The following is a 19,041-nucleotide window of genomic DNA, read 5'->3' on the forward strand; positions in this document are numbered from 1 at the left end:
TGAATGACACTGATAATAAACGAGAAAACTTTCAAAATATTTGAAATAAAGTTAGAAATTTTCTTCAATATGATGAAATGATTGATCCAAGTATTTTTAATAACTATATTAAAAACACTTATATTTATGATATTTTTGAAAATAAATGTTTAATTATTGTTGATTCACTATTTGCAAAAGAAATTTTAACTAAAAATATAACATTTAAAGTTAAAGAAATTTTGGAAAGAATTATTCAACAAAATCTTCAAATTGAATTTTTAGAACTTAATGAAGCAAAGAAACAAAAAATATATGTAGAAAAAGATTTTGTTGAATTTAATAAATTGCAACAAATTAAAAAACAATTTCAATTTAATAACTTTGTTAAAGGTGAATCAAATAACGATGCTTATCAAGCAGCATTTTCAATTACCATAGAACTTGGTAGGTATTGAAATCCCTTATTTATCTATGGTAATTCTGGATTAGGAAAAACACATTTACTTCATGCTATTGAAAATGAAATACTAACAAAATATAATAATCAAAAAAAAGTACTTTACTTATCTTCTGAAGAATTTGGTCGTATGGTACCAGAAATTATTAAACAAAATGTTAATGATATTGAAAAATTTAAAGATTCATTTAATCAATACGATGTTCTTCTAGTTGATGATATTCAATTTTTAGCTAATCGTAGTAAAACAAATGAAATATTTTTTCATATATTTAATAGTTTTGTTAACAAACAAAAACAAATTGTTATTACATCAGATAAACATCCTGATGATTTATATGGTTTTGAAGAAAGAAATGTTTCAAGATTTCAAAGTGGTTTAAGTGTTGGTATTGATTCACCAGATTTTGAAACTTCATTAATTATTTTAAAAGAAAAAATTAAGTCTTTAAATTATGATCCAAGCATTTTTACTGAAGAATCTTTAAGTTTTATTGCTTTAAATTTTAATAGTGATGTTAGAAAATTAGAAGGAGCATTAAATAGATTAATTTTTTACAGCATTTTATATATAAAGCCTAATCATTTAATAGTGCTTGAAGACGTTATGAAAGCTTTTAAAACATCAAATACTTCATTAAAAGAAAAACTAACTATTAAAAAAATTAAAACAATTGTATCTGAATATTATAATATTCCAATCAAATTATTGATTAGTACTTCTAGAGTTAAAACGATAACAATAGCACGCCATGTAGCAATGTATTTAATAAAAACACTTTTAAATGAATCATATACAAAAATTGGTTCTGAATTTGGAGGTAAAGATCATACAACAGTAATGAATGCTTATAACAAAATTAAAAAAAATATTGAAACTAATTATGAATTTAAAAAAAATATTGAAAGATTATCACGTGAATGTTTAAAACACAATTAATCCACTATTTTAATCATAAATTATTAACATATAAAATCCTGATTTTTTACTGATTTTATAAGTTAAAATTAGTTATTCACATTAATCCACATTGTAATATTATTAATAATTAAATAAATAATAATTAATATATATAATATATAATTAATTATTAATGTTTAAAAAATGGGAGATATTTATGAAAATCGAAATCAAAAGTTCTATATTATTCAAAATAATAAAAAAAATAATAAAAATAACAATTTCTAATAACAATTATGAAGAATTATCTTGTTTTTTATTAGAAGTTGAAAAAGAAAAAATAATTTTAACCGCATCTAATGGTAATTTATCATTAAAATATGAACTAAATAATAATGAAAAATATTTAAAAATATTAAATATTGGTTCAGTATTAATTAATACTAAAATTATTTATGATATTTTTAGTAAATTAGAAGATGAATGAATTTTATTTGAACTTAAAATTAATAACTTAATCATTAGTAATTTTAAAAATGATAATAATGATTTTATCTTCAAACTAAGTACGTTGACAATTGAAAAATTTCCAAAAATTAACTTTAATAAAAATATTAAAAATAAAGTATCTTTTAATAAAAGTTTGTTGCAAAATATAAATGAACAAATTGCTTTTGCAACAAATACAAACAATAATAAACCAGCATTAAGTGGAATTAATTTTAAATTTAATGATCAAAAGTTATTTGTTACAGCAACTGATGGATATTGTTTAGCAAAAAAGTGATTTTCTTTTGAAGAAAAATTAGAATTTAGTAATAAAGAGTTTAATATTCCAGTTCATTTATTAAATGAAATTGATAAAATTACTAGTGATTTAAATTCAAATATAAATTTTTATTTTGAAAATGATTATAATTTAATTATTGAAATTGAAAATTTTTTATTTCAAACACGAATGATTGAAGGTACTTATCCAAATACGGATGATATTATTAAAAATATTATAGAAAAAGAAAAAAATATTATTGAAATTAATAACGTTAGAGAATTTTTAAAAATTATTGAATTATCAATAATTTTAGCAAAAAAAGATACTTCACCTATGATTCAATTTTGAATCAATGTGGAAAAAAATGATTTTAAAATTAATTGTTTATCTAATAATGATAGTATAGGTGAAGTAATTGAACAATTTAAAAAATTTCATATTGTGAAATCTAAAAGTTTAAAAGAAGAAATAAAAGTAGTTTTTAATTCAAAATTAATTATTAATGCTTTAAAATCTTTTAATAAATGTAAAAAAGTAAATTTGAAAATTTCTTGACCAAAAAATTATACAATTATTGATAGTGAAGAAGAAACTGGGTTATTACAACTAGTTTTACCAATTGGAGAAAAATAATATGATATAACTAAAATAGTTATTTTTAATTAATAAGCTAAGAAAAGGTAAAAAATAATGAAGAAGAAATTACAATTGTTAAGTATGTTTACTATTTTAATTTTTACTAATTTAAATATAATTGCTTGTAAAAATAAGCAAGATAGTATTAGTCAATTTTATGTTTTAGGGGATAGTTTATCAGATACTGGTGCAGGAACATTTGCACAAAATCAATATTTAGAAAATAGTAATAGTAAATTTAAACATTTTCAATTAGATAAACCTTATTATAATAATTGTTGAAGTAATAATAAAGTAGCTTCACAATTAATTGCTGAAAAATTAAATATTAATTTTAAACCTGGGTGATTATTTAACATCAATGGTAAAACATTTCAAAGTTTGGGTAATAATTATGCTTATGGAGGAGAAGTTGCCGATAGCAGTGATAATAATTTAGATATTATTAAAACTTTTGATTTGTCTCATCAAACACAAATGTTGTTATTACAACATTCTTTACAAAAAAAAGATGTTATTTGAATAGAAATGGGAGCTAATGATATTGGTAATTTAATGAATAAAACAGATCCTATTATTATTAACAGTAAGATTAATAATGTAATAAATGAAGAAAAAAAAGCAATAAAATTATTAATTAAAAATGGTGCAAATAAAATTATTATTAGTGATGTTCCTGACTTAACATTAACACCAAAAATTAAAAAGATATTACATAATAATCAACAAAAAATACAAATAGCACGTAAAACATGTATTGAATATCAAAAACAATGAAAAAAAATGATATTAGAAATGAAAATAATTTATAAAAATATTATTACACCTTTTTTTCTTTCAAGAGAATTAGCAACTGATATGAATAATTTTAAAAATAAAATTCCAGATGGAATTGTTGAAACTAGTGCTACAATTTGTAAAATGATGTCTAAAGAAACAAAATATTCTTATAAACCAGTTTTTAATTCTGGAGTTAATGAAAGTAATTTAAATAAATATTTTTATTTTGATGAGTTTCATCCAGGTATGTGATTTCATCAACAAATGGCAAATAGTATTATTAATTTAATAGAAAATTTTAAATAGATTTTTTGTTAAATATTTTTAAAAAAGTAATTTATTATTTTTGAATAAAGATTTTTTAATTTTTCTTTTAAAAAAATTATGTTGTTTTAAATCAAAAAAAATGTATAATTTATACATAAAATGTAAAATAATATGCTTATTTTAAAGAATAAAAAGTCTTTTTTTGAATTTATTTTTGAAATTTTAAATATTTTCATTATTAAATTAATGAAAATATTTAATGATGAAAGAGAGTGAAAATAGTGAGCACAAGGACTCCAAATGATTATAATGCTAACTCAATTCAAGTTTTAGAAGGACTAGAAGCAGTTAGAAAACGACCTGGAATGTATATTGGTTCCACTGCAGAAAGAGGATTACATCACTTAGTTTGAGAAATAGTTGATAATGCTGTTGATGAAGTTATTGCCGGTTTTTGTACAAAAATTTCTGTAACTATTACTAAAAATAATGAAATATTAGTAAAAGATAATGGTCGAGGTATTCCTACTGATATACATCCAAAGACTAATATTTCAACAGTAGAAACGGTTTTTACTACATTACATGCTGGTGGAAAATTTGATAATGGTTCTTATAAAGTATCAGGTGGTTTGCATGGTGTTGGTGCTTCAGTAGTAAATGCTTTAAGTAAGTATTTGGAAGTTACTATTTACCGTGATGGTAATATTTTTTTTCAAAAATATATTGAAGGTGGTAAACCAGAATTACCATTGGCAGTTATTGGACAAAGTGATAAAAAAGGAACAACTGTTTTATTTAAACCTGATGAAAGTATTTTTACTGAAACTGTAAATTTTAGTTTTATAATAATTAAAACAAGGTTAAGACAACTTGCTTTTTTAAATAAAGGTTTAACTATTCAAGTTATTGATGAACGTGAAAATAAAGAAGAAACTTTTTGTTATGAAGGGGGCATTAAAGAATATGTTGCCTTTTTAAATAATAAATTTGAACCTTTAAAACATGAAATTATTTATGGAGAGTTTGAAATAAATGGTATAAACACAGAAATAGCTTTTCAATATAATGAAAGTGAAGAATCTCAAATATTTTCATTTTGTAATAATATTAATACACCTGAAGGTGGAACACATGAAGATGGTTTTCGTTTAGCATTAACAAGAGAATTGAATTCTTATGCGAAAAAAAATAATCTTTTAAAAAATAATGATGAAACATTTACTGGTGATGATGTTAAAGAAGGAATTTTAGCAATTATTTCAGTTCAACATCCTAATCCACAATATGAAGGGCAAACTAAAACAAAACTTGGTAATTCTGAAGTTAGAAAAATTGTTTCTAATGTAACTGGAAAAATAATTAATAAATTTTTATTGGAAAACCCTGCTGAAGCAAAAATTATTATTAACAAAGTTATTTTATCAGTAAGTGCACGTTTAGCATCTAAAAAAGCACGTGAGAATATTATGACTTCGAGAAAAAATCCTTTACAATTTTCTAATTTACCTGGTAAATTAGCAGATTGTTCTTCTAAAGATCCAACTAAAACAGAAGTTTTTCTTGTCGAAGGTGAGTCAGCTGGTGGAACTGCAAAGTTGGGAAGAAGTAGAGAAATTCAAGCAATTTTACCATTAAGAGGGAAAATAATTAATGTTGAAAAAGCACGACTTTTAAAAGTTTTTTCTGATGAAGAAATAAATAATCTTATTATTTCCTTTGGCTGTGGTGTTGGTAAAGAATTTAATATTACTAAATTACGTTATCATAAAATTATTATTATGACTGATGCTGATGTTGACGGTTCACATATTAAAACATTATTATTAACATTTTTTTATCGTTACATGCGTCCCTTAATTGATGTTGGTTATATATATATAGCTCAGCCTCCTTTATATAAATTTTATAGTGGTAAATTTGTTAAATATGCATATAATGATCAAGAATTGCAAGAAATTAAAGATAATTTTAATGGAACTAATTTTAACATTCAACGTTATAAAGGTTTAGGAGAAATGAATGCCACACAACTATGAGAAACAACTATGGATCCACAACATAGAATTTTATTACAAGTAAGTATTGATGATGTTTCAGAAGCAGATGAAACTTTTTCAATATTGATGGGGAAAGATGTATTTCCACGAAAAGAATTTATTCAAGAAAATGCTAAATATGTAAAAAACATTGATGCTTAAAAGTTAACAAAATAAAATTAGGAGTTTATATATGAGCGAAATAACTAAAAAAAATGAAACATTTATTTCTAATAAATATGTTCGTAATATATCTGATGAAATGAGAACTAGTTTTTTAGAATATTCAATGTCAGTTATTGTTTCAAGAGCTTTACCAGATGCAAGAGATGGATTGAAACCAGTACATCGTCGAATTTTATATTCTTTAGCAATTTTAGGTATGACATATGATAAACCTTATAAAAAAGCAGCACGTATTGTTGGAGAATGTATTGGAAAATTTCATCCTCATGGTGATATTGCAGTTTATGAAACAATGGTAAGAATGGCACAAGAATTTAATTATCGTTATCCTTTAGCTGATGGCCAAGGTAATTTTGGTTCAATTGATGGTGATAGTGCTGCTGCTATGAGATATACTGAAGTTAGAATGAGTAAAATGGCAGGAGAGTTGGTTAAAGATTTAAATAAAAATACAGTTACTTTTGTTGAAAATTATGATGGTGCTGAAAAAGAGCCTAGTGTTTTACCAGCTTATTTTCCTAATTTATTAGTTAATGGAACAACAGGTATTGCTGTTGGAATGGCAACAAGTATTCCACCACATAACTTAAGAGAAATAGTTGATGCAATTATTTTTGTAGCTCACAATCCTGATTGTGATATTATGGAAATATTAGATATTGTTAAAGGACCTGATTTTCCTACAGGTGCAATGATTTTAGGCGTAAATTCATTTAAAAATGCTTATTTAAACGGAAGATCAACAATAACAGTTCGTAGTAAAACTAAAGTTGAAAAATTATCAAATGGTAAACCTGCAATTATTGTTGAAGAAATACCTTATCAAACTAATAAAACTAATTTAATAAATAATATAGTTAAAGCAGTTCAAGAAAAAAAAGTAAATTATATAACTGATTTGCGAGATGAATCTAATCGTGAAGGAATAAGATTAGTATTAGAAATTAAAAATATTGATTATGCTGAACTTATTTTAAATCAACTATATAAATTTACTTCATTACAAACAACATTCACAATAAATTTATTAGCATTACATAATAAACAACCTAAAGTAATGAATTTAAAAGAAATGATTGAAATTTATATTGAACATCAAATTGAAATTATTCTTAATAAGTCTAATTTTGAATTAAAAAAATATGAACATCAATATCATATTATTTTTGGTCTTGTTAAAGCATTACAAAATATTGATGAAATTATTAAAATAATTAAGGAATCAAAGAAAACAGAAGAAGCATTAACTAATTTACAGAATAAATTTGAATTTTCTGAAAAACAAGCTAAAGCTATTTTAGAAATGAAACTGCAACGTTTAACAGATTTAGAACAAGAAAAATTAAATAATGAATTATCATTTATTAATGAAGAAATTATTCGATTAAGAACTTTAATTAATGAACCTTCTAAGCAAATAGAATTAATGATTTCTCAGTTAACAACAATTAAAGAAAATTATGGTGATGATAGAAGAACTGAAATTATTGAAAATTATGAAGGTGAAATTATTGATGAAGCTTTAATTAAAGAAGAACAGGTGGTTATAACGCTTTCAAAAAGTGGTTATATTAAACGTTTACCTTTAGATACATATAGAACTCAACATCGTGGTGGTGTTGGTGTTAAAGGTGCTGGTGGCACTGATATTAATACTGATGATATTGATAAAGTTTTAATTACTTCAACCCATTCTGATTTGTTAATATTTAGTAATAAAGGAAAAGTTTATCGAATTCGTGCTCATAAGGTACCAAATTACTCAAGAACAGCTAAAGGAACACCAATTGTTAATTTAATAGCAACAGAAAAAAATGAGACTATTAAAACAATAATTGCTATATCAGAAGATTATGATATAAATGCTAATTTATTTTTTGTTACTAAAAAAGGAATTATTAAACGTTCAACTTTAGATCAATTTAAATCTATTTACCAAAATGGTAAGATAGCTATTAAATTGTGTTCAAATGATCAATTAGTAGATGTTCTGAAAACTACAGGTAATAATGAAATAATTATTGCTGTGGCTAATGGACGAGCAGTTAGAATCAATGAAAATCAAGTTAGAGTAATGTCAAGAATAGCCAGCGGAGTAAAAGGAATAGATACAAAAGGTACTCATGTAATTGGAATGTGCTCTAATCAAGATGGTGATTTAGTTGTCTCTATTAGTGACAAAGGTTATGGAAAAATATCACGATTTGAAGAATATCGTTTAGCAAATCGTGGTGGTAAGGGTGTAATTTCAATGAAATTAGCTCAAAAAACAGGAAAATTAATTGGTATAAATTCAATAAATAACACTAATAATAGTAATGATTTATTAATTATGACTTTAAAAGGTACAGTTATTAGATTTTCTTTAGAAGATATAAGAACTACAAGCAGAAATACTATAGGTGTTAAATTAATTAGATTTAAAACAGAAGATGATGCAATTTCTTCAATTGTAACAATCCCAATCACTAAAGAAAAAACTATTTTTATTGATTAATTTAAGAGGTGCTAAAATGATTGATATAGAAAAAATACGTAATAATTTGGAAAAAACTATTAATAAAATAGAAACAAGGGGCCAAAGTTATAAAAACGAAATAAATAAAATTTTTAATTTAGATTTAGAAATAAGAACTTTAAAAACAAAAAATCAAAAATTAGAAGAAACAAGAAATAAGCAATCTAAACAAATTGGTGAATTATTAAAAAATAAAAAAAATGATCAAATAAAAAAAATTAAAGATGATATGATTATTTTAAAAGAAAAAATTATAAAAAATAATTTAAAAATTGTAGATTTAGAAGATAAAATATATGAATTACAGTTAGTAATTCCTAATATACCACATTTTTCAGTTCCACAAGGAAACGATGAAACTAATAATCAAGAAGTTAGAAAATGAGGGAAAATTATTAAAAAAAATAGTAAACCACACTGAGAAATTGCTGAAAAGTTAAATATAATTGATTTTTCAAAAGCAACTAAATTAAGTGGTACTAGATTTATTATGTATAAAAATAAAGGTGCTTTATTAGTTAGAGCATTAATGAATTTTATGATTGATTCTCATTTAAAAAATGGTTATTCTGAATTTTTACCACCATTAATTATTAATAAAGAAAACTTATTTGGTACAGGGCAACTTCCTAAATTTAAAGATGATTTATTTCAATTAAATAATGAACAGTATTTAATTCCAACAGCAGAAGTTCCTTTAACAAATATTTATCGTAATGAAATTATTAATTTTTCTGAATTACCAATAAAAATGTGTGCTTATACACCATGTTTTCGTTCAGAAGTGGGTTCTGCTGGTAGAGATACAAGAGGAATAATTAGATTACATCAATTTAATAAAGTAGAATTAGTTCAAATTGTTGATCCTGAAAAATCTTATGATGCCCTTGAAGAGTTAACTAAAAATGCTGAATTAATTTTACAAAAATTAGATATTCCTTATAGAGTTATTAATTTATGTAGTGGTGATATTGGTTTTAGTGCTGCTAAAACTTATGATTTAGAATTATGATTACCTTCTCAAATGTGTTATCGTGAGGTTTCTTCATGTAGTAATTGTGAAGATTTTCAAGCAAGAAGAATGGAAACTAGAGTTAGTCAAGATAATAAGAAAGTAGTTCCACATACACTAAATGGATCGGGATTAGCTATTGATCGAGTTGTTGCAGCAATTTTAGAAAATTTTTATGTTGAAGAAGATAATGTTGTAAATATACCTATTGTTTTACAACCTTATATGAATAATTTAAAAACTATTTAATTTATAATGTTTCATGTGAAACATTATAAATTAAAAAAAAGTATTTTTTTATAAAAAAATTGTTATAATTAATAATGCCACTGCAACAATTACATTCGAACCGGGTCAGGACCGAAAGGTAGCAGCCATAAGGATTAGGATTGTGTGCGGTGGTTTTATTTTGAAAAATAAAAAAGAGGTTTCTTTAAATGAAAAAACAAAATTATATGGAAATTGCCTTAAAGCTTGCTAAAAAAGCTGCTATTAATGGTGATGTTCCAATTGGTGCAATTATTGTTGATGAAAATGATAATATTATTGGTAGAGGATTTAACAAAAAGGAAAAAGACAAAGATCCAACTCAACATGCGGAAATTATTGCAATAAAAAAAGCATGTAAAAAAATTAATAATTGACGTTTATTAAATTGTACTATTTATACAACATTAGAACCATGTTTAATGTGTGTAGGGGCTTTGTTACAAACAAGAATAAAACATATTGTTTTTGCTTTAAAAGATAGTAAGTTTGGATGCGTTGAATCACTCTATAATTTAACATTAGATAAAAGATTTAATCATGGTAGTGAATATACTTATTCTTTAAACTTAGATAGTAAAGAAATGTTACAAAGTTTTTTTGGAGAAATTCGTAATTTATAATAATTGTTTTTATAACAAATTTTATAAAAAATTGTTAGGATAAATATAGGTGATTTAAATGAAACATAAATCTTTTTATAGAAAGTATCGACCAAATTCTTTTTCAGAAATAATTAGTCAGGATAATATTGTAAGAATATTAAAAAATTCTATTTTAAATAATAGTTTTAATCATGCTTATTTATTTTCAGGCTCAAAAGGTACAGGAAAAACATCAACGGCTAAAATATTTGCTAAAGCAATTAACTGTCAAAATAACATTGATGGAGATGCATGTAATACTTGTGAAAATTGTATAAACATTAGTTCAAATAATTGTATTGATATTTTAGAAATTGATGGTGCTTCCAATAATGGTGTTGATGAAATAAGAAGTATTAGAGATAATATTAACTTATTACCGATGAATTTTAAATATAAAGTTTATATTATTGATGAAGTTCATATGTTAACAACTTCTGCTTTTAACGCATTATTAAAAACCTTAGAAGAACCACCACAACATATTATTTTTATTTTAGCAACAACAGAACCATATAAAGTAATTCCAACTATAATTTCTCGTTGTTTATGATTTGAATTTAAAAAAATTAATGTAAATGAAACTAAAAAACATTTTATTGATGTTTTAACAAAAGAAAAAATTAATTTTGAGGTTGAAGCAGTAGAGGAATTAGCAATATTGAGCGAAGGTTCTTTACGTGATGGTTTAAATTATTTAGAAAAAACATTTAATTATGGTAATAATATAACACTTAAAAATGTTGAAAAAATATTTTCTGTTTTATCAACAAAAAATAAAATATTATTTTTAATTAATATATTTAATTGTAATATTGAGCAAGTAATAAAACAATTAACATTATTTGATGAATATACTATTCAATATAAAAAAAATATTATTGATTTTATTTACATTCTTGAAGAAATATTAATTTATGCTATTACTAAAAAAACAGAATTACTTAAAATGATAAATATTCAACAAGTAAATATTTTTTCTGAAGTAGTAAAATCTGATTTACTTTTAATTTTGAATTCATTTAATGACATTTTAATTCAAGAAGATGTTGATGATTTAAAACCAACATTAATACTAAAAATATTAAATTTAATTAAAAATTTTGAGAATAAATATTCATTAAATTATTTAGAAAAAACAAAAATATCTATTATGAATATAGAAAATAAAAGTATAAATTTAAATAGTAAAGATGAAATAACAAAAATTTTAAAAAAAAGCGAAATAGATAAAAATAATGAAGAATTAACTTCAATTTTAGTAAAAGAAGAAAATACTAGTATTAAAGAAAAAGAAATTTTTGATGTACCAACTGTGAAAAATTTAAAAAATGATGAGATAATTGATAAAGCCATTAATTTAATTTTACAAGCTGATAAAAATATTAGAAAAGAAGTTAGTGAAAAGTGAAAAAATATTTCTAAATTTATTAATGATAATAAATTTAGAAACATAACTAGAGTTTATATAAATACTATTATTGCGGCAGCATCTACTAATGGCATTATTATTATTACCAAAAATATTATTCAATCTGATTTAATAAATCAAAGTTTTTTAAGTAAAGAACATAGAGAATTTTTAAATATTTTATTAGAAAATGAATACATGATTTATGCCCTTGATAAAAATCAATGACAGGAAACAAGAAAAAAATATCAAGAGTTACTAACAAAAAAAATATTACCAAAACCAGTAGATATTGTAATATCAAAACCTGTAATTGAGTCATTTACCAATGTAGATAGAGATCCGACTTTAAATTTTATAAAAAAAATATTTACTGAAATTGAAGAAATATAAAAATATGAGGTGAAAAATATGGATATGAAAAGAATGTTAGCACAAGCACAAGCAATTCAAGGAAAGTTAACAAAATTTAAAAAAGAAGAATTTACTTTTTCTGATATTGATGGTTTAGTTAAAATTATTATAACAGGTGGACGTAAACTAGTTTCAATTAATATTGAAGGATTATTAAAAGAAGCAGAAAATGATTATTCAAGTATTAATGATATGCTACAAACAGAACTAAATAAAGCATTAAAACAAATAGATGAAAAAGAAAAAAATATTGCTGGCAAGTTTTAGAAAAGTTTAGTAATTTTAGCATAGAAAGAGGTAGAAAAATGTTATTTATTACCTTTGAAGGGTCAGAAGGTGCAGGTAAAACTACAGTTTTAAAAATGATTAAAGAACAATTAAAACAAGATGGTTTTGATGTTATTATTACGAGAGAACCAGGTGGTAGCGAAATTTCTGAACAAATAAGACAAGTTATTTTAAATAAAGAAAATACATTAATGGATCCATGAACAGAAGTTTTGCTTTATATTGCAGCTAGAAGACAACATTTAATTGAAAAAATTCTGCCAAATAAAAACAGTAATAAAATCATTATTTCTGATCGTTTTTCTGACTCAACTTTAGCATATCAGGGTTATGCTAGAAATTTAGATATTGATAAAATAAATCTTATTCAAAAACTTATTTTTGAAGATTATCAACCTGATTTGACAGTTTTATTTGATATTAAACCAGAAACAGGTTTACAACGAATTTTATTAAGAAAAGGTGAAAAATTAAATAGATTAGATGAAGAAACATTAGAATTTCATCAAAAAGTATATAATGGTTATAAAAAAATTGCTATTAGTAATCCAAATCGCGTTCATACAATAAATGCTAATTTATCGGAAAAAAAAGTTTTTAATAGTGTTTATGAACTAATCATAAATTTAGTTGAAGAAAAAGGTTTTAAAGAAAAAAAAATTAAAATTAGAGGATCTAATGAAGGAAAATAATGTAATTTTATTTGAAAATGAAGAATCAGAAAATTTTTCTATTTTTGCAATGGAAAATATTCCACAGGTAATTTTATTGTATTCAAAAAATAAAATATTAAATATAAATGTTAGTAATAAGTTAATAAAAAAAATTGTTTGTAAAAATAATAATCAATTAAAAAAATGTACTGAAGAAAATATGTGTCAAAATTGTTTTAAAATTAAAACTAATAGTTATTTTGATTTTAAAAAATTTGATTTTAGTAAAAATAATATTATGAATAAAAATATTGTTTTAGAAATTATTAATGATTTTTCTAAAACTAATTTAGAAAAAGATGCTAATAAAATTTATTTAATAAATCAAATTGAATTTTCTTCAACTTCAGCCTCAAATGTTATGCTTAAAACTTTAGAAGAATTATCTAAAAATATTTATGTAATTTTTACTACCACTAATATTAATCAAATACTCCCTACTATTAAATCTCGTTGTCAATTGATAAATTGTTCAAAAGAAAATGATATATTTGTTAGTAACGATTATGATGATGAACAATTATTAATTTTAAAAATATTTTCAAATACTACTTTTTTGACAGATGAAAGCAGTAAACTTAAATTAAAAAAATATATTGAAATTATTAAACAATTTATTATTAATGATAATGATAAAAAAGTTAACAATCAACTTTTGAATAAAAAAATAATTAGTTTAAAAGAAGAAATTATTTACTTTTTTAGATTTTTTAATTTAGTAGTTTTTAATAAATTAACTTTTCTTTTATTTAAAAAGTATGATTTTAATAATTTTTTTATTGAAAGTTTAGTTAATTTATGAAAAAATAGTAATTTAAAAAACATAGCCTATATTTTAGAACAAATTTCATTTACAATTACTAAATTAAAATTTAATGTTAACTTAAATTTATTAATAAATTCTTTTCTTATTAAGGTAAGTGATAATTAAACTATGGAAAGTACAAAAAAAAATTTAATTTTAAATCAAGATGATAAAAAAATTAAACTTATTCAAAGAAAAGATATGTTTTGTGTTTCTTTGGATACTATTTTATTAAGTAATTTTATTAAAATAAAACCCAGTACTAAAACAATAATTGATTTTGGAACTAATAATGCTGTTATTCCAATAATTTTAGCGGCAAAATTTCAAGGAAAAGTAATTGGTATTGAAATTCAAGAGCCAGCTGTTGAACTTGCTTTAGAAAATATAAAACTTAATAATTTAGAAAAAAGAATTGTCATTGTTCATGAAGACATAAAAATTTATGCTCAAAGAGAAAAAGAAAAAGTTGATTTAATTGTATGTAATCCACCTTTTTTTCCTTTATGAGATAAAAGCAAAGTAAAAGCACAACCTTTAAAAATTCCAGCAAGACATGAAGTATATATTAATTTAGAGGAGATTATTGCTAGCGCAAGTAAATTATTAAAAGACAAAGGGCGATTGGTTATGATAAATAGTGTAGAAAGAATAAACGAAACACTGCTTTTATTAAAAAAATATCAAATTACACCTAAAAAATTACAAATAGTTTATCCTAAAATTAATCAGGCTGCCAATGTTTTTTTAATTGAAGCAGGATTTTTAGCGAAAGAAGGAATGATTGTTTTGCCACCATTGATTTGTCATAATGAAAATAATACTTATATTGATGAAATAGCAAAGTGATATAAATAATCTTAATATAAGTGTAAGGTTAGGTGTTTAAAATGAATATTAATTGATTAAATAAACTTAATAAAAAAATAACTTACTTATTAGCTGTATCAGGTGGTCCAGATAGTATGTTTTTATTAGATAATTTAGTACGTAATGAGTTTAAAATTATTGTTTGTCATGTTAATTATCATAAACGTTGAAGTAGTAATGTTGATGAGCAAATTGTTCGAGAATATTGTACAAATAATAAAATAACTTTAGAAGTAAAAAATATTAAAGAAGAGGAATACAATAAAAAACAAAATTTTCAAAGTCAAGCACGTGTACTTAGATATGATTTTTTTAATGAAATTGCTCAAAAATATCAAGTTTATAATCTTGTTGTAGCACATCATATTTACGATTTACTTGAAACATATATTATTCAAAAACAACGCAAGGCAATAGTTTCTTATTATGGATTAAAATTTAAAACAACATATAAATCTTTATCGGTTTATCGTCCAATGTTAGAATTAAAAAAAGAAGATATTATTGACTATTTAACTTTGTATCATATTAAATATGGATTTGATGAAACAAATGAATTAATTATTTATGAAAGAAATCGAATTAGACAACAACAAATTAATAAACTTACTGATTTTGATATTAATTTAATGTTAAGTGAAATTAAAGAATTAAATAGTGAACAAGAGTTACTGAAAGATGAACTTGAAGTAATTTATAATACCATTATTAATGATGATGTGCTTGCTATTAATGAATTTAAAAAATATGAATTTAAATTACAACAAATGATTATCTATGAATTTTTAAGCCAATATGATGAAGAATTAGTTTTATCTTTAAAAAAGGCTAAAATTAAAGAAATAGTTAGAGTTTTAACTAAATCTAGTAAACCAAATATTACTATTTGTATTTCTGAAAATACTTGAGTTATTAAAGAATATAATTTTGCATATATTAGTGAAAAAAATGAACCAAAACAATTTAGTTATAAAATTTCTAAAATAAATAACTATAATTTTAAGGAAATTACTATTTCTAAAACTGAACCAACAGGTGGTGAATTTCAAGCTTTATATATTAATAAATCAGATTTTCCATTAACAATTAGAACTAATAATGGTGAAGAAGAAATTGAAACACCATTTGGTACAAAAAAAATTAATCGTTTATTTATTGATAATAAAATTCCATATCGTGAACGTCTTATATGACCAGTAATCATAAATTCAAGCGGAAAAGTAGTGGCAATTCCAAAATTATCGGTAAATAAAAACAATATTAGTGAGAAACCTAATTTGTATGTGCTAAAATATTATGGTATTATTTAAGAAAATAAATTAGAAATTAAACGTAGGTGAAAAAATAATGCAAACGCGAATTAAAATTAATTGAATGATTGTTGCACTATTCGTTGCTTTTTTAGTATTTGTTGGAATTTTATTGTGATATTTTTTAAGAGGTAATGCTTTAACTTTAGATCAATTTCAATTAGAAACATTACTTAGAGATGGTAAACTCCCTGGCAATAGTAGTAGTGACACTGTTAGTAAAATTGATGGAGTACAAGTTCAATTTTTTGATCATACTACTTATATTACAGGTTTTTTAGGAATTAATGGTAAGGTAAAACGATTTGAAGCGACAGTTTCTGGAACTGCTACAGGTGGTTTTTATCATGATGTTATTGAAAAATTATTCAGAAAAGATAAAGAGGGTAAAGGCTTTGATATTAACCCCACAATTATTAGTGAATTAGTTCCGTTTTGAAAAACATTTTTAATTAGTATGTTTCCGATATTAGTATTAGTTGGTGGTTCATTTTGATTATTTTCTAAAATGAATAAAATGGGTGCCGGTGGTGGCATGAGTCCTTTTTCAATGGGAAAAAGTCGTGCTAAGATTAGAACATCAGATACTAGATTTACTGATGTTGCTGGTATTAAAGAAGAAAAATTGGAATTAGAAGAAGTTGTTCATTTTTTAAAGTTTCCACAAAAATATGCACAAATGGGTGCAAGAGTGCCAAAAGGAGTTCTTCTTGTAGGACCGCCTGGTACTGGTAAGACTTTATTAGCAAAAGCAGTTGCTGGTGAAGCAGGTGTTCCTTTCTTTTCAATTTCTGGTTCTGAATTTGAAGAAGTTTTTGTTGGAGTTGGAGCTTCAAGAATTAGAGAAATGTTTACTACTGCTAAAAAAAGTGCTCCTTGTATTATTTTTATTGATGAAATTGATGCAGTAGGAAGAAAACGTGCCTCAGCTTCAACTGCAACTAATGAACAAACTTTAAACCAATTATTAGTTGAAATGGATGGATTTGAAACTAACTTGGGAGTTATTATTATGGCTGCCACTAACCGTGCTGATGTACTTGATGAAGCGTTATTGCGTCCAGGTAGATTTGATCGTCAAATTTCTTTAAGTTGACCTGATATTAAAGAACGTGAAGCAATTTTACGATTACATGCTCGTAATAAAAATATTTCGCCAAAAGTTAATTTTCAAAGAATAGCAGAGAGAACGCCAGGATTTAGTGGTGCACAATTAGAAAATGTATTAAATGAAGCAACGTTGTTAGCTGTTCGTCATAATAAAACAGTTATTGGTTTAGTAGAAATTGATGAAGCTATTGATAGAGTTGTTGGTGGACCTGCTAAAACTTCAAGAGTAATTACTGATATGGATAAAAAAATAGTATCATATCACGAAGCTGGACATGCTCTTATTGGTTTAAAACTAGAATATGCTTCTAAAGTCCAAAAAGTTACAATAATACCACGTGGACAAGCAGGTGGATATACTATTATGACTCCTAAAGAAGATACTATGTTTTATTCAAAAGTACATTTAAGAGCAACTATTACTGGTTATTTAGGTGGTCGCGCTTCAGAAGAAATTATGTTTGGTAATGCAAATATTACTACTGGTGCTCATGATGATTTAGAAAAAGCAACAAATATTGCCAGAAAAATGATAACTGAATATGGAATGTCATCTGAATTAGGATTAGTTCAATTTGAAAGTCCACGTAATGAGTATTCACCTTTTGCAGCAAATAAGTTTTCTGATGATATTGCATCTAAAATTGATGGAGAAATTAAAAAATTATTAGATGTTTGTTATATTGAAGCAGTAGCAACAATTAAAAAACATAAAGATACATTAGAATTAATTGCTAAATCATTAATGACTTTAGAAACAATTACTGCTGAACAAATAGAATATATTGATAAATATAATAAATTACCAATTGAAGTAATAGAAATGCAAAAAGAAATGCAAAAAAATAGTAAAAATCCTTCCAAAGAGGATAATGAATCAAATGATAAAAAGGAAGATAATAATTCAGGGACTGATGATGATACAATATCAGTTGTTCCTAAGAAGAAATAATTAAATTATTATAATAAAAAACAAAACTTACTATTTTAATATTTTCAATAATGTGTAAGTTTTGTTTTATTTTCTTTTTTTATTTGGTAAATATAATATAAAAAGTAATAAGGAGAAAAACAATGTTGGAAAAACATGAATTAGTAGAAAAAATATTATTAAGTACTGATGTAATTAATAATAAAATTATTGAACTTGCAAAATCAGTTAATAGTTATTATAAAGATAATAAAGAGCCCATTATTTTAGTAGGGATATTAAGAGGATGTTTACCTTTTTTATCACAATTTATGTTAAATCTTAAGATTGATTGTTTGGTTGATTTTATGTATGTAGAGTCATATTTAGGACAAACAAAGGCGGTAAATAAACCAAAAATAAGAATGGATGTTATTAATAATGTTAAGGGTCGTGATTTATTAATTGTTGAAGATATTATTGATTCAGGTAATTCGTTATTTAAAATTCGTGATCATTTGCAAGAACTTGGAGCAAAATCGGTAAAAATAATTACTCTATTAGATAAGAAATCTAAAAGAATTGCTAAAATTGAAGCTGATTGATATGGTTTTGAAGTTCCTGATCATTTTTTAGTGGGATATGGTCTTGATTACGATGAAAAATTGAGAAACTTACCTTATGTTGGTATTGCTGACCTTAATAAAATTGCAATTTTAGAAAAATGTAAAAAAAGTAGTTAAGTAAAT

At 23.5% G+C, this 19,041-nt stretch carries 14 protein-coding genes and 1 other RNA gene; all 15 read left to right on the forward strand.

Annotated elements, in window-relative coordinates; translation table 4 throughout:
* Positions 1-1,557 precede the first annotated feature (1,557 nt).
* Positions 1,558-2,745, forward strand: coding sequence for a DNA polymerase III subunit beta (gene dnaN, locus AACK83_RS00010; RefSeq protein WP_252319050.1), 1,188 nt, complete (start codon positions 1,558-1,560; stop codon positions 2,743-2,745).
* Between the two features lie 57 nt (positions 2,746-2,802).
* A complete protein-coding gene (locus AACK83_RS00015; protein ID WP_338958460.1) occupies positions 2,803-3,834 on the forward strand; it encodes an SGNH/GDSL hydrolase family protein in 1,032 nt (343 codons plus the stop codon).
* A gap of 239 nt (positions 3,835-4,073) precedes the next feature.
* Positions 4,074-5,996 (forward strand): DNA topoisomerase (ATP-hydrolyzing) subunit B, encoded by a 1,923-nt coding sequence (gyrB, locus tag AACK83_RS00020; RefSeq protein WP_422397106.1) that lies wholly within the window; start codon positions 4,074-4,076, stop codon positions 5,994-5,996.
* 31 nt (positions 5,997-6,027) lie between these two features.
* A complete protein-coding gene (gyrA, locus tag AACK83_RS00025; RefSeq protein ID WP_338958464.1) occupies positions 6,028-8,517 on the forward strand; it encodes a DNA gyrase subunit A in 2,490 nt (829 codons plus the stop codon).
* Positions 8,518-8,533: 16 nt separating this feature from the next.
* A complete protein-coding gene (serS, locus tag AACK83_RS00030; protein WP_338958467.1) occupies positions 8,534-9,799 on the forward strand; it encodes a serine--tRNA ligase in 1,266 nt (421 codons plus the stop codon).
* Between the two features lie 69 nt (positions 9,800-9,868).
* An RNA gene (gene ffs, locus AACK83_RS00035) (signal recognition particle sRNA small type) lies at positions 9,869-9,963 on the forward strand.
* A 24-nt stretch (positions 9,964-9,987) separates the two neighbouring features.
* The gene (locus tag AACK83_RS00040; protein WP_338958469.1) at positions 9,988-10,440 is read left to right on the forward strand and encodes a nucleoside deaminase; all 453 of its coding nucleotides are present in this window, start codon (positions 9,988-9,990) and stop codon (positions 10,438-10,440) included.
* A gap of 58 nt (positions 10,441-10,498) precedes the next feature.
* Complete coding sequence (dnaX, locus tag AACK83_RS00045; protein ID WP_338958471.1) at positions 10,499-12,265, forward strand: DNA polymerase III subunit gamma/tau; 1,767 nt, start codon at positions 10,499-10,501, stop codon at positions 12,263-12,265.
* Positions 12,266-12,283: 18 nt separating this feature from the next.
* Positions 12,284-12,553, forward strand: coding sequence for a YbaB/EbfC family nucleoid-associated protein (locus AACK83_RS00050; protein ID WP_210368440.1), 270 nt, complete (start codon positions 12,284-12,286; stop codon positions 12,551-12,553).
* Between the two features lie 38 nt (positions 12,554-12,591).
* Positions 12,592-13,266, forward strand: a complete 675-nt coding sequence (gene tmk / locus AACK83_RS00055; protein ID WP_338958478.1) for a dTMP kinase — start codon at positions 12,592-12,594, stop codon at positions 13,264-13,266.
* Entirely contained in the window at positions 13,253-14,218 is a 966-nt protein-coding gene (locus AACK83_RS00060) for a hypothetical protein (protein ID WP_252319072.1), read from the forward strand. Before tmk ends, AACK83_RS00060 begins: the two co-directional genes overlap by 14 nt.
* 3 nt (positions 14,219-14,221) lie before the next feature.
* Entirely contained in the window at positions 14,222-14,950 is a 729-nt protein-coding gene (locus tag AACK83_RS00065) for a tRNA1(Val) (adenine(37)-N6)-methyltransferase (protein ID WP_338958481.1), read from the forward strand.
* Positions 14,951-14,982: 32 nt separating this feature from the next.
* Positions 14,983-16,272, forward strand: a complete 1,290-nt coding sequence (gene tilS / locus AACK83_RS00070; RefSeq protein ID WP_252319076.1) for a tRNA lysidine(34) synthetase TilS — start codon at positions 14,983-14,985, stop codon at positions 16,270-16,272.
* A gap of 37 nt (positions 16,273-16,309) precedes the next feature.
* Positions 16,310-18,334 carry an ATP-dependent zinc metalloprotease FtsH gene (gene ftsH / locus AACK83_RS00075; protein WP_338958483.1) on the forward strand — a complete coding sequence of 675 codons (2,025 nt, stop codon included), beginning with the start codon at positions 16,310-16,312 and terminating at the stop codon, positions 18,332-18,334.
* Positions 18,335-18,456: 122 nt separating this feature from the next.
* A complete protein-coding gene (hpt, locus tag AACK83_RS00080; protein WP_338958485.1) occupies positions 18,457-19,035 on the forward strand; it encodes a hypoxanthine phosphoribosyltransferase in 579 nt (192 codons plus the stop codon).
* Positions 19,036-19,041: the final 6 nt, after the last annotated feature.

Origin of the sequence: Spiroplasma endosymbiont of Tiphia femorata (assembly GCF_964020225.1) — a bacterium.
In the GTDB taxonomy this organism is placed as follows: Bacteria; Bacillota_I; Bacilli_A; order Mycoplasmatales; family VBWQ01; genus Spiroplasma_E.